At 60.7% G+C, this 17,419-nt stretch carries 17 protein-coding genes and 2 pseudogenes; 15 read left to right on the top strand and 4 right to left on the bottom strand.

Features of this window, described 5'->3' with window-relative positions:
• Positions 1–296 (top strand): tyrosine-type recombinase/integrase (locus LXM94_RS07765; protein ID WP_235770588.1); only part of this gene is annotated, 296 nt, incomplete at its 5' end.
• A gap of 19 nt (positions 297–315) precedes the next feature.
• Here LXM94_RS07765 and LXM94_RS07760 read toward each other — a convergent pair.
• The gene (locus tag LXM94_RS07760; RefSeq protein ID WP_235770587.1) at positions 316–642 is read right to left on the bottom strand and encodes a helix-turn-helix domain-containing protein; all 327 of its coding nucleotides are present in this window, start codon (positions 640–642) and stop codon (positions 316–318) included.
• 207 nt (positions 643–849) lie between these two features.
• Between LXM94_RS07760 and LXM94_RS07755 the strand changes: the two genes are divergently transcribed.
• The 6 genes and pseudogenes from LXM94_RS07755 (at position 850) to LXM94_RS07730 (ending at position 6,090) form a co-directional block, all read left to right on the top strand.
• Positions 850–2,397 (top strand): Fic family protein, encoded by a 1,548-nt coding sequence (locus tag LXM94_RS07755; RefSeq protein WP_235770586.1) that lies wholly within the window; start codon positions 850–852, stop codon positions 2,395–2,397.
• Positions 2,398–2,447: 50 nt separating this feature from the next.
• Positions 2,448–2,785: pseudogene (locus LXM94_RS07750) on the top strand (integrase); the annotation flags it as partial.
• Positions 2,786–2,863: 78 nt separating this feature from the next.
• Positions 2,864–3,130, top strand: coding sequence for a type II toxin-antitoxin system Phd/YefM family antitoxin (locus tag LXM94_RS07745; RefSeq protein WP_235770585.1), 267 nt, complete (start codon positions 2,864–2,866; stop codon positions 3,128–3,130).
• A complete protein-coding gene (locus tag LXM94_RS07740; RefSeq protein WP_235770584.1) occupies positions 3,127–3,549 on the top strand; it encodes a type II toxin-antitoxin system VapC family toxin in 423 nt (140 codons plus the stop codon). Before LXM94_RS07745 ends, LXM94_RS07740 begins: the two co-directional genes overlap by 4 nt.
• Before the next feature lie 52 nt (positions 3,550–3,601).
• Positions 3,602–5,044, top strand: a complete 1,443-nt coding sequence (locus tag LXM94_RS07735; RefSeq protein WP_235770583.1) for a DUF6880 family protein — start codon at positions 3,602–3,604, stop codon at positions 5,042–5,044.
• 118 nt (positions 5,045–5,162) lie between these two features.
• Positions 5,163–6,090 (top strand): annotated as a pseudogene (locus LXM94_RS07730) (recombinase family protein).
• Positions 6,091–6,101: 11 nt separating this feature from the next.
• Here LXM94_RS07730 and repC read toward each other — a convergent pair.
• The 3 genes from repC to repA all read right to left on the bottom strand — a co-directional run bounded on the left by repC (position 6,102) and on the right by repA (position 10,086).
• Positions 6,102–7,421, bottom strand: coding sequence for a plasmid replication protein RepC (gene repC, locus LXM94_RS07725; RefSeq protein ID WP_235770582.1), 1,320 nt, complete (start codon positions 7,419–7,421; stop codon positions 6,102–6,104).
• 208 nt (positions 7,422–7,629) lie between these two features.
• A complete protein-coding gene (repB, locus tag LXM94_RS07720) occupies positions 7,630–8,643 on the bottom strand; it encodes a plasmid partitioning protein RepB (protein WP_235770581.1) in 1,014 nt (337 codons plus the stop codon).
• Positions 8,644–8,868: 225 nt separating this feature from the next.
• Positions 8,869–10,086, bottom strand: coding sequence for a plasmid partitioning protein RepA (repA, locus tag LXM94_RS07715; protein WP_235770580.1), 1,218 nt, complete (start codon positions 10,084–10,086; stop codon positions 8,869–8,871).
• 360 nt (positions 10,087–10,446) lie between these two features.
• On the opposite strand from repA, the gene traI reads away from it, so the two are divergent.
• Genes traI through trbL form a run of 8 tightly spaced genes read left to right on the top strand, consistent with a single transcriptional unit; the run spans position 10,447 to position 17,407 of the window.
• Positions 10,447–11,082, top strand: a complete 636-nt coding sequence (gene traI, locus LXM94_RS07710) for an acyl-homoserine-lactone synthase (protein WP_235770579.1) — start codon at positions 10,447–10,449, stop codon at positions 11,080–11,082.
• Positions 11,079–12,050 (top strand): P-type conjugative transfer ATPase TrbB, encoded by a 972-nt coding sequence (gene trbB / locus LXM94_RS07705; RefSeq protein WP_235770578.1) that lies wholly within the window; start codon positions 11,079–11,081, stop codon positions 12,048–12,050. Before traI ends, trbB begins: the two co-directional genes overlap by 4 nt.
• Positions 12,040–12,444, top strand: coding sequence for a conjugal transfer pilin TrbC (gene trbC, locus LXM94_RS07700; protein ID WP_235770577.1), 405 nt, complete (start codon positions 12,040–12,042; stop codon positions 12,442–12,444). Before trbB ends, trbC begins: the two co-directional genes overlap by 11 nt.
• Positions 12,437–12,736 (top strand): conjugal transfer protein TrbD, encoded by a 300-nt coding sequence (locus tag LXM94_RS07695; protein WP_235770576.1) that lies wholly within the window; start codon positions 12,437–12,439, stop codon positions 12,734–12,736. Before trbC ends, LXM94_RS07695 begins: the two co-directional genes overlap by 8 nt.
• A gap of 10 nt (positions 12,737–12,746) precedes the next feature.
• Positions 12,747–15,209 (top strand): conjugal transfer protein TrbE, encoded by a 2,463-nt coding sequence (locus LXM94_RS07690; RefSeq protein ID WP_235770575.1) that lies wholly within the window; start codon positions 12,747–12,749, stop codon positions 15,207–15,209.
• Positions 15,181–15,990, top strand: coding sequence for a P-type conjugative transfer protein TrbJ (gene trbJ, locus LXM94_RS07685; protein WP_235770574.1), 810 nt, complete (start codon positions 15,181–15,183; stop codon positions 15,988–15,990). The genes LXM94_RS07690 and trbJ overlap by 29 nt, the downstream gene beginning before the upstream one ends.
• Entirely contained in the window at positions 15,987–16,217 is a 231-nt protein-coding gene (trbK, locus tag LXM94_RS07680; protein WP_235770573.1) for an entry exclusion protein TrbK, read from the top strand. Before trbJ ends, trbK begins: the two co-directional genes overlap by 4 nt.
• Positions 16,211–17,407, top strand: a complete 1,197-nt coding sequence (gene trbL, locus LXM94_RS07675) for a P-type conjugative transfer protein TrbL (protein ID WP_235770572.1) — start codon at positions 16,211–16,213, stop codon at positions 17,405–17,407. Before trbK ends, trbL begins: the two co-directional genes overlap by 7 nt.
• The last annotated feature ends 12 nt before the right edge of the window (positions 17,408–17,419 follow it).

Here is a 17,419-nt window from a genome sequence, read left to right as displayed (position 1 = left end):
GCCGGGTCAAAGGCCGCGGCAGGGATGTCGGCCCCGACCGGCTGAACGACCAGGAGGTCGCCCGCCTCGTCAAGAAGACGGCGCTGGCGGCCGGCGTGCGCGGCGATCTTTCGGAAGTCGAACGTGGGCAAAAGTTTGCCGGCCATTCGCTGCGTGCCGGCCTTGCCTCCTCGGCCGAGGTCGACGAGCGCTATGTGCAGAAACAGCTCGGCCACGCCAGCGCCGAAATGACCCGCCGCTACCAGCGTCGGCGCGACCGTTTCCGCGTCAACCTGACGAAAGCGGCAGGGCTGTAGCCCTCCCCTGCCGTGCCTCTCAGATCTTGGAACCGTGACGGGAGCGCTCCGCGATGCTGGAAAGATCGACTTTCTTGCCCGCCACATCCGCGACGATCTTCAACGTGCCGCCGAGGGATTCGACATAATCGCGAAGCGTCGACAGCTTCATATCGGCGCGCTTCTCCAGTCTTGAGACGTTGGTCTGCTTGAAACCGGTCCCGGCAGACACGTCTTCCTGCGTCCGCCCGGCGAGTGCCCGCAATTCAGGCAGATTGTGCGCCGTGACAAGCTCGTCGGCACGCTTGGCAATGGCGCGCTGTTCGTCCTCAGGAAGCGTCTTCATCAGCTTATCGAGATCATCCATGTTTCTTCTCCAACTCGCTCAAATGCTCGTCGTCCCGTTTATCCGCCAGATCGATCAGGCGTTTGTAGAAGAGCCTCTAGCTCACACCACCCTTCAGAATCAATCTTCGTAAACATAACCTCTTTGTCATCGAAATTCATTGCTGATGATCGAATTTCATGAGAGCTTCGCTCCGAAACACATTTTCACAAGCGGATATCAGGATTCATGGAACAGGGACAAAAAAAACCGCTTTCAGGCGCGGTCAGCATTTTTCACGGCCGCTGGATGCCGGAATCCGCCATCCCTGTCGGCTATGCCGCCCTGATCGATGCTTTTGAATTACCCGTACCTGTGCCAATCACCCTGTCAGCGATCGGTCCACGCCACAAAGTCTATCAGGCCGAGAGTTGGAACATTTACACCCCGCGCCACCAGCCGGGCAGTGACCTTGCCGGACATCTGACCTTCGCGCTGCGCTATGAAGGGCTGGACCTTGCCGTCCTGAAAGCCTTGTTCCAGGAAACAGGTCCTGAACCGATCGCCGACATGGTCCGCGCGGCGCCTACTGGCGGCTATGCGCGACGGTTGTGGTTTCTCTACGAATGGCTGCTCGATACGCGGCTCGATCTGCCCGACGCTGCACAGGGCACTTATGCCCTTGTGGTCGATCCCAAGCGGCAAATCGCGGTGGGAGGAACGAATTCGACAAGACATCGGGTGAAGAACAATTTGCCCGGGACACCGGCCTTCTGCCCGATGATCTTCCGCACGCCCGCACTCGAAGCGTTCATTGCGCGCGGGCTTGGCGACGAAGCGCGGCAGTTGATAGCGGAAGTGCCAGCGGACCTGCTAGCACGTACCGCTGCATTCCTGCTGCTCAAGGATTCGCGCTCGAGCTTTCAGATCGAGGGGGAAGATCCGCCGCAAGATCGCATCCAGCGCTGGGGCCAGGCGATCGGGGAAGCCGGCCGCCGGCCGATAGACCGCGCCGAACTGGAGCGGTTGCAGCGCATCGTCATCGGCGATGCGCGCTTTGTCCATCTCGGCCTGCGTATCGACGGTGGCTTCATCGGCGAGCATGATCGGCTGTCAGGCGCACCTATCCCCGATCATGTCAGCGCCCGACACGAAGACCTGCCCGCGCTGATCGATGGCCTGTCTTCCTTCGACCGCGGTGCGGCACAGCAGCTCGATCCCGTTCTCGCCGCCGCGGCTCTCGCCTTCGGCTTCGTCTACATCCATCCTTTCGAGGACGGAAACGGCCGGCTGCACCGCTATCTGATCCATCATGTTCTCGCCGAGCGCGGGTTCAACCCTCCCGGTCTCGTCTTTCCGGTCTCGTCAGTCATCCTGGACCGCATCGATGCCTATCGAACCGTCTTGGAAAGCTATTCACGCCGCCTATTGCCGCTTGTTCACTGGCAACCAACGGATCGTGGCAATGTCGCGGTGCTGAATGAAACCGCCGACTTCTACCGCTACTTCGACGCGACGCCGCACGCCGAATTCCTCTTCGAATGCGTCGCCCGAACGATCGATGTGGAACTGCCGGCCGAGACGGCATTCCTGCGCATCTATGACGCGTTCAAGATCGAAGTGCAGCAGATGATCGATATGCCTGATCGCTTGCTGGACCTCTTGTTCCGCTTCCTGCGCCAGAACGACGGGCAACTGTCAAAGCGGGCTCGCGACAAGGAGTTTTCGGCGCTCAGCGACGCAGAGGCCGCTCGGATCGAGACAATTTACGCTGAAATCCAGCGAGCAGCAGGGTGACGCGATGTCATCCATCACGATTCGCTGACTCGAGGTCGCACACCGGCTGGACCTGGATCAGGTGCGCAAGGATCGCAAAAGGCCCCCTTTTCCGTCGTGTCACCGGTCGGGGCAAGGATGTCGGGCCGGATCGGCTCAACGACCAGGAGGTGGCGCGTCTCGTGAAGAAGACGGTTCTGGCCGCCGGCATCCGCGGCGATCTTCCCGAGATCGAGCGGAGGCGCAAATTTTCCGGTTACTCGCAGCGCGCCAGCCTCGCCTCGTTGGCCGAGGTTGACGAACGCTATGTGCAAAAGGAGTTCGGCCATGCCTCGGCCGAAATGACCCGCCGTTACCAGCACCGCCGTAACGCTTCAGGGTGAACCTGACGAAGGCCGCCGGACTTTGAACTCCCCTCAAGCGACTTGTAACTTATGAGACAGTGGATTATATAGTCATCATAGTCATTCTGGTTAGGAGGCGTGCAATGCAGCCATCGCCGCAAGACGAAAAAAGTTGGACCGTCGCCAACGCGAAGGCGAAACTCTCAGAGGTGATCGACCGCGCGCAATCCACGCCACAGACGATTACCCGGAACGGCAAGCCAACCGTCGTTGTGGTCTCTGCCGACGAATGGCAGCGGAAAACCGCGCGCAAGGGTACGCTTGCTGAGTTTCTGATGGCGTCGCCGCTACGGGGCGCCGAACTTGACCTCGAGCGTCAACGCGACGAACCACGTGATCTGTCGCTGTGAGACTTCTGCTCGACACCAATGTTCTGTCAGAAGTGACAAAGCCGCGCCCCGAGGCCCGTGTTCTCGCGTGGTTGGATGGACTTGACGAGGACCGCTCCTTTATCAGTGTTGTGTCAATCGCGGAAATTCGACGCGGCGTTGCCCTTATGGACGATGGGCGAAAGCGTGACGCGCTGGTCGAGTGGCTCGCCCGGGATTTACCACAGCGTTTCGAACACCGTGTCATTCCGGTGGACGAACGTGTTGCTCTGGCCTGGGGGGATTTGATGGGCGACGCAAAACGCAGCGGTCGGGGCCTGTCATCCATGGATGGTCTGATCGCGGCCACCGCCATTGCATACGACTTTGCTCTCGCGACGCGCAACATCAAGGATTTTGAGGGCTTCGGTATCCAGCTAATCGATCCATGGGCCGGGTGAGGCCGCTCGACGATATCACCTCAGCCAAAACCCCCGAGACTCCCTGACACCGATGGCAGCGAAAACGACCCTCAACGCAAAGAACCTCGAAGCGCTCGGCGCGCCGCGCCTGGCAGAGCTTCTCATCGAAATCTCCACAGGCAATGCTGCGCACAAGCGCCGCTTGCGGCTGGAGCTTGCCGGCAATCATTCCAGCGCCGAAATCGCCCGCGAGATCCGCAAGCGGCTTTCCAGCATCGCCCGGACCCGCACATTTATCGATTGGCGAAAGGTAAAGGAAACCAAACGCGATCTTGAAACCCAGCGTAAGACGATTGTCGAGACCATCGCCAACGACGAACCCGCCGAAGCTTTCGAGCTCATCTGGCAGTTTCTGGCGCTGGCGGATTCGATCTTTGCCCGATCCGACGATGGCAGCGGCACGCTAATCCAGATCTTTCATCAGGCATGCGCGGACGCCGGTGTCCTCGCCCAGACGGCAGCGATCAATAAAGACATGCTTGCCGAAAAGGTCTTCAAAGCGGTGCAGGACAATGGCTACGGTCAGTTCGACAGCCTGATTCCCGCGATGGCAACGGCGCTTGATGCTGCGGGGCTGGAAAGTTTGAAGGCACTGATCGTGGCCTGGTCGAAGGAGCCGAAAGAAAAGCCTGCGAAGAAGGACCGCAAAGTCATCGGTTGGAGCAGCCAGGGTGAGATCTACGAGGACGAAGTGTTCGGCCGCCACAAGGACCGCACCATCAGCTACGTGCTGCAGGAAATCGCCGATGCCCAGGGCGATGTGGATGCCTATATCGCCCTGCAGCCGGAAGAGACCCGTGCCGCTCCGATGGTGGCGGCCGAGATCGCCAACCGCCTGATTTCGGCCGGACGCGCTGATGAGGCCCTCACGGCGCTCGACAAGGTCGACACCAAGGGACGCAACGACGTTCCCTTCGACTGGCAGCTTGCCCGCGTCGAAGCGTTGGAGGCCCTGGAACGGGAAGACGAGGCCCAGGCATTTCGGTGGCAGTGCTTCGAACAGTCGTTGAACGACGAACACCTGCACGCCTACGTCAGACGCCTGCCTGACTTCGACGATCTGGAAGCTGAGGAGAAGGCCTTTGCCTACGCGCAAGGCTTCCCGGAGGTTCACCGTGCTCTCTATTTCTTCCTGCGCTGGCCGTCGCCAGCCGAGGCCGCAAAGCTCGTAATAAAGCGCCGCATCGAACTCGACGGCGATTATTATGAACTGATGACGCCAGCAGCAGAGGTGCTGTCGGAAAAGCATCCGCTCGCCGCGACGATCGTCTTGCGAGCCATGGTGGACTTTACCCTGGAGAGTGCAAGATCCAGCCGATACAAGCACGCGGCACGGCATCTGACAGATTGCCAGTCGTTGGCCAAGCAGATCGATGACTTCGGCTCGATCGGGTCGCACGAGGCCTATGTCGCCAACCTGCGGCGCGACCATGGACGCAAGTCGGGCTTCTGGAGCCTCCTGCGAGATTCCTGAAATGTGGAATGTCAGGGGGAGCAGCCACCTCATTCGGTCCAGAGGTTCACAAACGATCGGTTATCCGTATCTTCTGCATTTGGAAAACCTCTCGACAGTGATCTCGATGGCACTCCAAATGGCTCGTGATGTTCAAAATCGCTCCTCTCGTCGACCTCAGGGACGGCTGATCGGCTATGCTCGCGTTTCCACAGATGAACAGGCGACGGAGGCCCAGGAGATTGAGCTCCGCTCGGCTGGCTGTGCCGCCATCGTTCAGGAACACGGATCCGGCGCATCGCGCGCCCGTCCAGCCCTCTCCAAGTTGCTGCGGGAGATCAATGCCGGCGACACACTCGTGGTCGTGCGGCTCGACCGTCTGGCGCGCTCTGTCGGCCATCTGCTCGAGGTGATCGAGGATCTGACCGCAAGGAACGCGCATTTTCGGTCGCTGCGAGATCCGATCGACACGTCGACGCCGCAGGGAATCTTCTCTCTCCAGGTGCTCGGCGCCGTTGCGCAGCTCGAACGCGCGTTGATCTCCGAGCGAACCAAAGCAGGCATCAAGGCCGCAAAAGCGAAGGGCCGACTGCCCGGCAACCCGGGTATTCGGGAAAAGCGCCCCGAGGCGCTGGCCAAAATGACCGCGGTGCAGAAAGCGGCCTATGGCGATCGCATTCAGGCTTCCGCCAACCAATGGCTTCCGACCGTGCGGCGCATGCGACCAGGATCACACCTGGGACGACATCGCTCGCGTGCTCAAGCAGCGCGGCCTCGACTGGACGCCGGAACGCCTTCGCCGCGCCGTGAAATGGATGGTCGCGGAGCGCATGGCCGATCCCGCTTTGCTTCGCAAGTCCCCTCCCCGCCAGCCCGAAGATCGCTTGATGACGTTGGTAGCCGGCATCCACTCGTCGAACCCGGACCTGACGCTGCGCGAAATCGCGACCCAACTCGAAAGGTTGCACGAGCGCACCCCCCGCGGCGGCTCGAAATGGTCGCCCTCGTCCGTGAAGAACCTCATCGACCGTGCCCGCCGATTGGGACTGATCTCCATCGCCGGATAACAGCACGGCCTTCATCGCGATTTCGGCCTCTGCAGGCTCTTCAACAGCGAATCCGACACCTGCAGCCGATCTCCGGCTTCGGTCGCATCATTCGATCGACCCCCATCTAGGATATCGGCGGAATTCTGCGCGTCGAGCTTCGCCCGGAGCAAGGCCATGACCATCGGCCAGGTCGAGAACTTCCCGTCCTTGGCGCGGTCTGTCAGGCTGCGCAGGTAACCGCCGGCATTGCTGATCTGGCCGGCCCTCTGGTAGATCCCGGCCAGCGTGATCCCCGCATGCTGCTCGCCCATCACCTCGCAAGCTTCCCGCCAGGCGCTCGGGCTGATCCCCAGCATCGGCCGGGCGAGCTCCGCCGCCGCCAGCAAGTCGCGCCAGTGCCGGATTTGCCTCCCCGGTGCCAATTCCCGGATTTCCGGGCAGGCATCCAGCACGATCCCCAATGGTAGCTCCCGTTTCGGCAAGCTCCGCACGTTGTCGGTTTTCGCAACGCTGCCGCCCGCTTCATCTTCTTTTCCAAAGCCGTATTCAGATTCAAAATTAGAGTCTGGTTTTGAATTCTGTATGTGACTACCGGAATGGGACTCATTGGCGTCCGGAATCTGTATTTTTGCAAATGATTCCAATACGTCGCGGATATCGGTGCAAAGTTCGTGAAGTTCCTGGGCAATGCTCTCCACAAGTTGCCGGGGGGCCGAACGTGGAAGCCTGGCGATGATCGCCTGGTAGGTCTGCGTGATCCCGCCCCAGTTCCCCGGAACGTTCTCCTCAATGCCAGTTTCAATCATCTTGACGGTGTCGCGCCGGAGCAACGTGAGACGCTCCTTCGCAACGCGAAACGCCTTTTTCTCAGCCTGCAGCGCCTCAACCAAGTCTCGAAACTCGTCTGCCCGCGCCACGATCGGTGATAAGTCGAAGCCGTAGGCCTGTTCGATCTCCCCTCCCCTTCCCCTGCGAGCGAAGCGTTTGCCATTGGGGCTGTCGCGGCGGATGATCAGGCCGCAATCCACGAGCACCGCGATATGCCGTCTGAGGGTCGTCGGCGGCATGCCATTTGCGCGCGCAGCAAGCTGCTCGTTGGACGGCCAGACGACAAGTTCTGCGTCGCCGCTCAGGGATGTCTCCGGGTGAAACGACAGCAATGCGTTGAGAATCGTGAGTGACCGATCCGTAGCACCAATCAGTTCCCGCGCTTCGCGGATATACTGAAAGACCTGCCACTTGTGGGCGGCAGCTTCAGGTGAGACTGCCTTTGCCGTCATTTGGCTTGCGATATGGCCGAGCGTCATCGGCCGCCGCCCAAAGGGCGTCGTCGAGATATGCGTCTGCATTTCCTTTTACCTTTGCTAGGCAAAAGAAATCTGCTCGCCGAAACGGCGCTGAGTCTCAGAAGACTCTTGACGGTGATTCTCGGAAATGCGATTCTCTTAGTTGCGACACTACAGAGAAGGGCTTCCGGAATTCGTTTCGGTGGCCTTTTTCTTTTGCGGTTCGTGGTTTTTCATCTCTGCCGAGCGGGACTCGGAATTGATGCAAATCTCACTCTCGGTCGGCTCTCTCTCCTTCATTCGTTTCAAGAAATTGGACATACAAGCGATCCAACTGGTCTGCGACATACTCTCCGAAAGATGGCACCAGTTTCTCGTCGAAAATCAAAGCTGTCTTCCCGGTCTCTTGGTGGACACGCGCCGCCTTTTTCCCTTTCGGCGTGCTCCAGGTTTTTACTTTCCTGGAAGGTTTGGCCGGCCTCTTCGATGCAACATCGAAGATGAGCGCGAAACGAGTGTCGCTATCCGCGGCCAAGAACCGTTCAGACCCCAGAACCGCCTCAACAGCGTCCATGACCTTTGGCTTCCCGAGACTTTCAGCGAGCGCTACCCAGCGCGATCTACCCGCTTTCGCGGCCGGGCCGATCTGGATAGCAAGCTTTTCTGGAATGCTCCGTGCAACGGCGATATAGCGGCTTAAGTCAGACTTGTCGGTCGATAGGGCAGCAGTAATGGTTGCGCGATCAAAACCCGCATCCTCGAGCCGGAGCGCAAAGAGCGCCTTCTCAATGAACGAAAGGTCGGCGCGATCCAGATTCTCTCGACCTTGAGCCACCACCAGCTCACGATCTGTAAGGCTTCGGACAATTGCCGACACCTCTCGCCCCAGATCTATGGCAGCCCGTAGCCGCCGACGCCCGTATGCAATTTGATACCGGCCAGTCTTTTCCGGATGAGGTCGAACAAGGATCGGGATTTGCTGTCCGTTCTCAGCAATGCTTGCCTTGAGCTGATCAAATTTTGGATCAACGGCGGTCGGCAATCGATCCGCGATCGTCGATCCTTCAATAGTCGACGGATCCAAGGAAACGACCGCCTCGCCCGAAGCCAACTGATCCTGAAGTCGAGCTGCGGTTTTCGCTCCCTCCGCCATCTCTTGCAGTGACGAGCCCATAGCGGAGATTGCGCCAGTGCGCACACGGGCAGCTGACTTGTCCGTTGGAGCCTTTTCACTCACAACCGGCTTCTTGAGGAACAATGAGTCGATTGCGTCCTTACGGCTCATGGCGTTGATCTCTGCAATTTAGTTTCGAAGCACCGTGCCATCCGGCGGAAGGCGGCTTGTTGGGAGCTCCCAACAAGCCGCGGGTAAGGCAGCTTGGGCGGCGGCTTCCCTCGATCTTTCGATTCAAAATTGTTGGATACGACCCCTGCAAGGAAAACAGAAATCGGTTCTGGGGGAGTCTGTTGGGAGCTCCCAACAACATGTGGCGATCCTGCAATACTCCCATCATGAGCGTCCCCACGCAGCCTTGATCAATCCTTCGATTTCGGCGTTCACCGCGTCCAAAGCTTCCATCGCCCGGTCGTATGTCGAACGAGTCAAATTCTCTCGCCCGATTTCATAAAGCGTCTGTTTCGTAAGGCCGGCGTCGGAAACCGCCGCAGACTTCACCATCGGATTAGTCAGGACGTGATCATCGAACATGTTCCTCAGCAGCGCCGCGACCTTCGTCTGCGGGGCATCCTGAGGTTCGAACCGGGTCAGCAAATAGCGGATGAAATCATACTGGAGATTCCCTCCGGCCTCCTTCACGACACCGAGAAGATCACGAGTCATAAGCAGAAACTGACTCATGGACGCGATATCGAGCATCTGCGGATGCACCGTAATGACCATTGATGTGGCGGCGCACAAACCACTGAGTGTCAGGAACCCAAGCTGGGGAGGGCAGTCGATGACAACGACGTCATAGTCGTCAGCGACTTCGTCAAATGCTTGGGCGACACGCGTGAAGAAAAGCCCATCCCGCGAACCACGATCGGTCAAAGCCTTTGGGGTTGTGTGCTCAAACTCCATAAGCTCGAGGTTTCCAGGGACCAGATGCAGACCATCGAAGTACGTCGAGCGGATCACCTCTTTGAGCGAACGCCTAGAGTCGTCGTACCGGATTGCCGCGTACAATGTCTCGTTCGAACCCACATCCGTCTCCGGGAGAACGCCGAGGAGTGCCGATAGGCTGGCCTGCGGATCGAGGTCGACGGCAAGTACCCTGTAGCCCTGCAACGCAAGATACTGAGCAAGATGGGCCGACGTTGTTGTCTTGCCGGAGCCGCCTTTGAAATTGGTCACCGCGATGACCTGCAAGTGCTCTGAGCCGCGCCGATGAGGCACAAACTCGATACTCTCGCGTCCACGGGCAGAGCCTGCCAGCATATGCCGGATTTCATTGATCTGACCGAGTGTGTAGAAGCGCCTTCCGTTGCTGGCGAGTTCGGGTTGAGGGCCTTCACCCGCCAGAGTCATCTTTCGAAGGGTGGAATCAGATATTTTCATTAGGCGCGCCGCTTCACCCGACGTGAATTTGCGCAAGCTCTTGTGCGAGGTCGGAGGAAACAGGGCTTCGCTCATAGCCTGAAGCTGAGAGCTCAGCTGTTCAGCGTGCTCACCTATGGTGACATCTACCGAGGGACGATCATTTCGGGATATGGCAACAGCTTTGCTCACGGTGGAATCTCTTGTCACGGTTAATCTGCACGTAATGCCATTTTTCCGTGACGATTACTGAATGCACGTTTGGTTGCAAGGCGTTTTTGGTTAACGAAAGGTTAACGCGCTTTTGCCGAATTCATTCCGAAAACGGATTCATCAATCATTATCTTGTAGTTAGCCTGACTCCCGTAGTTCGCGGCGGGTCGGAGGAAATGCAGATTTGCACCTCTTATCAACATTTTAGACTCCGGCTTCCGCCCGATTTTCGAGAGCTATACCGCCGATTCGGTAGAATCACCGGATGCAAATCTGCACATAGCCACACGCATCACGAGATGATTTCCCTCCGCCTGACCAGTTCATGCGGAGATCACAATGCAGATTCTGAGCGTCTCGGCCGACCGCTACGCGAGCAACCACAATTATCTGACTCAGATGTACCAGTTACGGGCCGCGGTGTTTAGCGGCCGCCTGGAATGGGATGTCACCATCACCGAACAGGGAGAGCGGGATCAGTACGATGATCTCCGCCCGACCTACATCCTGGCGATCTCGGCCGACCAGAACGTCGTCGGCTGCGCACGCCTGCTGCCCGCATTCGGCCCGACGATGCTGGAGCAGACATTCCCGCAACTGCTGGAGCGCGGGTCGCTCGATGCCAGTGCAGCGATGGTCGAGAGCTCACGCTTCTGCGTGGACACGTCCCTGGCAGCGGGGAGGGGAGGGAGCCTCCATCAGGTGACGCTCACCATGTTCGCCGGCATCATCGAATGGTCGATGGCGAACGGATACACGGAGATCGTCACAGCAACCGATCTCCGCTTCGAACGCATCCTGAAGCGTGCGGGATGGCCGATGAATCGTCTCGGCGACCCGGTCGCGATCGGTAACACCATCGCCGTCGCGGGCAGCTTATCGGCCGATCGCGCCAGCTTCGACACGGTCTGCCCGCCAGGTTACCGCTCGACCATTAAGCATAATGACGCTGGTCTCTTCAGGAGCGCTGCGTGACCCAGCTCCGTTCCCACCCCCGCCTCGTCCGCAAACTCCAGGACGCCTTCGGCGACCAGCTTTGCGTCGCACTCGACGATGCAACTGTGGTCGAGATCATGCTCAATCCCGATGGAAGGCTGTTCATCGAACGGCTGGGGCACGGCGTTGCCCCAGCCGGCGCGATGAGTGCCGCCACTGCCGAAGTCGTCATCGGCAGCGTCGCCCATGCGCTGCAGTCGGAAGCCGACGATGAGCAACCGATCATTTCCGGCGAACTGCCGATCGGCGGGCATCGGTTCGAGGGCTTGCTGCCGCCGGTGGTATCGGCGCCGGCGTTCACGATCCGGAGACGGGCGTCGCGGCTTATCCCACTCGACGAGTATGTAAAATCGAAGGTGATGACCGAAGCACAGGCCTCAGTTCTGCGCAGCGCGATCGCCTCCCGCATGAACATCGTCATTTCCGGCGGAACCGGATCCGGAAAGACGACGCTTGCAAATGCCGCCATCGCCGAGATCGTCGCGACGGCGCCGGAGGATCGTATGGTCATTCTGGAAGACACAGCCGAGATTCAGTGCGCGGCGGAAAACGCTGTGTGCCTGCACACGACCGACACGGTCGATATGGCCCGGCTCCTGAAGAGCACGATGCGTCTCAGACCCGACCGCATCATCGTCGGGGAGGTCCGCGACGGCGCCGCACTGACACTGCTCAAGGCATGGAACACCGGCCATCCGGGCGGCGTCACCACCATCCACTCCAACACGGCGATGTCGGCCTTGCGCCGGCTGGAGCAGCTGACCGCGGAAGCGAGCCAGCAGCCGATGCAGGAAGTGATCGGCGAGGCGGTCGATCTCGTCGTTTCCATCGAACGCACGAGCAAGGGCAGGCGGGTCCGCGAGGTGATCCATGTCGAGGGGTTCAATAACGCCCGCTACCGGACCGAACATTACGCACAGATCGATGAGGACAGCCATGTCGCATAAGACAAAGATCACGCTCGCCTGCGCGGCACTCGCCGCCATCTCTCTCGGCCTGGCAGAGCCGGCATTGGCTTCCTCGGGTGGCGGCGGCCTTCCATGGGAGTCGCCGCTGCAGCAGATCCAGCAGTCCATCACCGGGCCTGTTGCCGGCTTCATCGCTCTGGCGGCCGTCGCGATCGCCGGCGCCATGCTGATCTTCGGCGGTGAACTGAACGATTTCGCGAGAAGGCTTTGCTACGTGGCCCTCGTCGGCGGGGTTCTGCTCGGCGCTACGCAGATCGTCGCCCTCTTCGGTGCGACCGGCGCCAGCATCGGCGAGGCCGAAGCGCAATCGGCGCCTGACATCACCGAGCCGTCGGCAACGCTTCACATGGAAGGGGAGGGGGCTCATGGCTGAGGCCGGCTCCAGGCTTTCCCGTTCGCGCGTGCACAGGGCGCTGTCGCGTCCGAACCTGCTGATGGGCGCCGACCGCGAGCTCGTGCTGCTCACGGCCCTTGCCGCCGTTATCCTGATCTTCGTCGTACTGACCTGGTACGCGGCGCTCTTCGGTATCGCGATCTGGCTGATCGCGGTCGCGGCGCTGCGCATGATGGCGAAAGCCGATCCCCTGATGCGCCGGGTCTATATCCGCCACATCTCCTACAAGACATTCTACCGCACCACGTCCTCACCGTGGCGCAGGTTCTGAGGGTCTTGAGATGGTCGCCCTCAAATCCTTCCGCCATTCGGGACCGTCGTTTGCCGATCTGGTGCCCTATGCCGGCCTGGTCGACAACGGCGTGATCCTGCTCAAGGACGGCTCTCTGATGGCCGGCTGGTATTTCGCCGGGCCGGACAGCGAGAGCTCGACCGACGCCGAGCGCAACGAGGTGTCGCGGCAGATCAACGCGATCCTGTCCCGGCTCGGCTCCGGATGGATGATCCAGGTCGAGGCCGTCCGAGTTCCGACCGGCGATTATCCGGCCGAGGATGATTGCCATTTTCCCGATCCGGTCACGCGGGCGATCGACGCCGAACGGCGAGCGCATTTCCAGAAGGAGAGGGGCCATTTCGAGAGCCGGCACGCACTGATCCTGACATGGCGGCCGCCGGAGCCGCGGCGCTCGGGGCTGACCCGCTATGTCTATTCGGATGCGGCCAGTCGTTCCGCCACTTATGCCGACAAGGCGCTCGAAAGCTTCCTGACCTCGATCCGCGAGGTCGAGCAATATCTCGCGAACGTTGTGTCGATCCGCCGGATGATGACACGGGAGACTAAAGAGCGCAGCGGATTCCGGGTCGCCCGCTATGACGAACTCTTCCAGTTTATCCGCTTCTGCATCACCGGCGAGAACCATCCGGTGCGCTTGCCCGAGATCCCGATGTATCTCGACTGGCTGGTGACGGCCGAGCTGCAGCATGGTTTGACGCCGCTGGTCGAGAACCGATTCCTCGGCGTGGTGGCGATCGACGGCCTGCCAGCGGAAAGCTGGCCGGGGATCCTGAACAGCCTCGACCTGATGCCGCTCACCTATCGCTGGTCATCGCGTTTCGTCTTCCTCGATGCCGAGGAGGCGAGGGCAAAGCTGGAACGCACCCGCAAGAAATGGCAGCAGAAGGTCAGGCCCTTCTTCGATCAGCTCTTCCAGACGCAAAGCCGCTCAGTCGATCAGGACGCCATGATGATGGTTGCCGAGACCGAGGACGCGATCGCCGAAGCGGCATCGCAACTCGTCGCCTATGGCTACTACACGCCTGTCATCGTGATTTTCGACGAGCAGCGGAGCCGCCTTCAGGAAAAGTGCGAGGCGGTCCGCCGGCTGATCCAGGCGGAAGGTTTCGGTGCACGGATCGAGACGCTGAATGCGACCGATGGCTTTCTCGGCAGCCTGCCGGGCGTTTCCTATGCCAATATTCGCGAACCGCTGATCAATACGCGCAATCTCGCCGATCTTATCCCGCTCAATAGCGTCTGGTCGGGAAGCCCGACGGCGCCTTGCCCGTTCTATCCGCCTGGCTCACCGCCGCTGATGCAGGTTGCCAGCGGCTCGACGCCGTTCCGGCTGAATCTGCATGTCGACGATGTCGGGCACACGCTGATCTTCGGGCCGACCGGTTCGGGTAAGTCGACCCTGCTGGCGCTGATCGCCGCGCAGTTCCGGCGCTACAGCCAAGCCCAGGTCTTCGCCTTCGACAAGGGTGGCTCGATGCTGCCGCTGACGCTCGGACTCAATGGCGATCACTACCCGATCAGCGGCGATATCGGTCCAGCAGGGGAGGGGAGGGCGCTGGCCTTCTGCCCACTGGCGGAACTTTCGACCGATGGTGATCGCGCCTGGGCAACCGAGTGGATCGAGACACTCGTGGCGCTGCAAGGTGTGACCATCACGCCCGACTATCGCAACGCCATCTCCCGGCAGATCGGGCTGATGGCGGAATCGCGCGGCCGCTCGCTCTCGGACTTCGTATCCGGCGTGCAGATGCGCGAGATAAAGGATGCGCTGCATCACTATACGGTCGACGGCCCCATGGGTCAGCTTCTCGACGCCGAGGAAGATGGTCTGGCGCTCGGCGCGTTCCAGTGCTTCGAGATCGAGGAACTAATGAACATGGGCGAGCGCAATCTTGTGCCCGTGCTCACCTATCTCTTCCGCCGCATCGAAAGACGGCTGACCGGGGCACCGAGCCTCATCATTCTCGACGAGGCCTGGCTGATGCTCGGCCACCCGGTGTTTCTCGACAAGATCCGCGAGTGGCTGAAGGTGTTGCGCAAGGCCAATTGCGCCGTCGTGCTCGCCACCCAGTCGATCTCGGATGCGGAGCGCTCCGGCATCATCGACGTGCTCAAGGAATCCTGCCCGACAAAAATCTGCCTGCCCAACGGGGCCGCGCGGGAGCCGGGCACGCGCGAGTTCTATGAGCGCATCGGCTTCAACGAGCGGCAGATCGAGATCGTCGCGACGGCGCTTCCGAAGCGCGAATACTACGTCGTTTCACCGGAGGGCCGCCGGTTGTTCGACATGGCGCTCGGTCCCGTCGCGCTCTCCTTCGTGGGCGCGTCCGGCAAGGAAGACTTGAAGCGTATTCGCGCCCTCCACTCCGAACATGGGGCCGCATGGCCCCTCCACTGGCTTCAGCAAAGGGGAATCGCCCATGCCGAAACACTCTTCCCGGTCGAATAGGGTGGCACGCACCGCCGTCATCGCGTTGATCATTCTCCCGGCTGTACTACCAGTTCCCGCTCAGGCCGGTGGCGTGACAGGCCAAGCGACCGAATGGACGCAGCTCGCCAACAATGCCGAGCTCGTCTCGCTGGTCGGCAAGTCGGCGGAGCAGGTGAACAACCAGATCACCCAGATCTCCCAGCTTGCCGAGCAGATCCAGAACCAGCTCAACATCTACAACAACCTCCTGCAAAACACGGCGCAGTTGCCGAACCATATCTGGGGGCAGGTCGAAAGCGACCTGAATAGCCTGCAAAACGTCGTCGCCCAGGGGCAAGGCGTCGCCTTCTCGATGGGCAATATCGACGATGTGCTCAAACAGCGCTTCCAGAGCTTTGCCGAGATGAAGAGCAATCTGCCTGACGGGGCGAGCTTCTCCACGACCTACCAGAACTGGTCGGATACCAACCGCGATACGATCGCCGGAACACTGAAGGCGGCGAACCTGACGGCCGACCAGTTCTCGAGCGAGGAAAGCACAATGTCGTCGCTGCGCTCGATGTCGGAATCGGCCGACGGCCAGATGAAGGCGCTGCAGGTCGGGCACCAGATCGCCGCACAGCAGGTCGCGCAGATGCAGAAGCTGCGCGGCCTCGTCTCCCAACAGATGACCATGATGGGCACGTGGTTCCAGTCCGAGCAGGCCCAAAAGGATCTGGCCCAGGCGCGCCGTGAACAATTTTTCAGTGCGACCGAGCGTGACATCCGCGGCGGCCAGACCATGGAGCCCCGCTGGTGAGCCCGCGTCTGATTATCATCCTCGTCTTGGCGGGCATCGCCGCACTCAGTGCCGGCGTCGTCACCTGGAACGTGGTCCAGCCAAGTCCAGTACCCATGTCCGGGTCGGGCGCTACCGCTACGCAACCTGCCTCCGATACCCAGCGCCGCGAGCATCGCGAAAAGTTCTTCAGCGGCGATCCGGACCGCGACGTCCGTGGCGGCCAGGAGATGAAACCGCGATGGTGATCGTCCGTCCCTCCCGGAAGCTGGAGCTCGTGTTCATTGCAATTGGGCTCGTCCTGTTGGCGAGTGCACCTGCATTCGCACAGCAGGGTTCCGTCCTGACCACGCTCGAAAACTCCGTCGTCACCGCCGCGAAAGGCTGGGAGACGACGGTGTTGAACGCGGCGCGTTCGCTGTTCTGGATCCTTGCCGGCATCGAGGTCGGGATCGCCGCCGTGTGGCTGGCGATCAATGCCGCCTCGCTCGATAGCTGGTTCGCCGAACTCGTCCGGCGGATCATGTTCATCGGCCTCTTCGCCTTCATCCTCGACCAGGGACCGACCTTCGCGAAGGCCGTGGTCGACAGCCTCTATCAGATCGGCGCCGGCGGCGGCTCGGCGTCGCCCGCAAACATCTTCGACGCGGGCATCCGGGTCGCGACCAAGATGTCCGAACAGGCAAAGTTCGGGCTTTGGGAAGACAATGCGCTGGCGATCGCCGCAGTCTTCGCCATGGTGGTCGTGGTCGTGTCGTTTTCACTCGTCGCAGCGATCTTCGTTGCCGTGATGGTCGAAATGTATGTCGGCCTGCTCGCCGGCATGATCATGCTCGGTCTCGGCGGCTCGTCCTTCACCAAGGACTTCGCGGTCAAATATCTGGTCTACGCCTTCTCCGTCGGCATGAAGCTGATGGCGCTGGTGATGATCGCCAAGATCGGCTCGGACATCCTGCTAGGCTTGGCCGAGGCGCCGACGGCGACCTCCGAGCAGTTCATCACCACACTTGCCATCGCCGGCATCTCGGTCGTGGTCTTCGTCATCGCCATGTATGTGCCGCCGATCCTGCAGGGTGTGGTTCAGGGCGCCTCGATTGCCGGCGGCATGGAAGCGATCCGTCATGGCGGCCAGGCCGCGACATTCGCGGCCGGCGGCGCTTTCCTTGGCGCGAGTGCCGCAACGAAAGGAGCGCAGACGGCCAGCTCGGCCAGGGCAGGGGGCTCTTCGATGGCCGGCGCGGCACTTCGCGGCATGGCATCGGGGATCGGTAGTGCTGCTCACGCTGCCGGATCGGCGGCAAAGGAAAAGGCGATAGCCTCACCCGGCGCCTATGCCGGATCGCTGCTCGGCCTTGCTAACGCCAAGCTCGACCAGACGCGTCAGTCGAACCGGCCCACGCCGCTACCTCCGCCCCCGCCCATCAACGAGAACAAATAGCTGGAGGCTGAC

This window comes from Rhizobium alarense, assembly GCF_021555155.1.
Classification (GTDB): domain Bacteria; phylum Pseudomonadota; class Alphaproteobacteria; order Rhizobiales; family Rhizobiaceae; genus Rhizobium_D; species Rhizobium_D alarense.
This window is presented reverse-complemented; position numbering and strand designations above follow the sequence as displayed.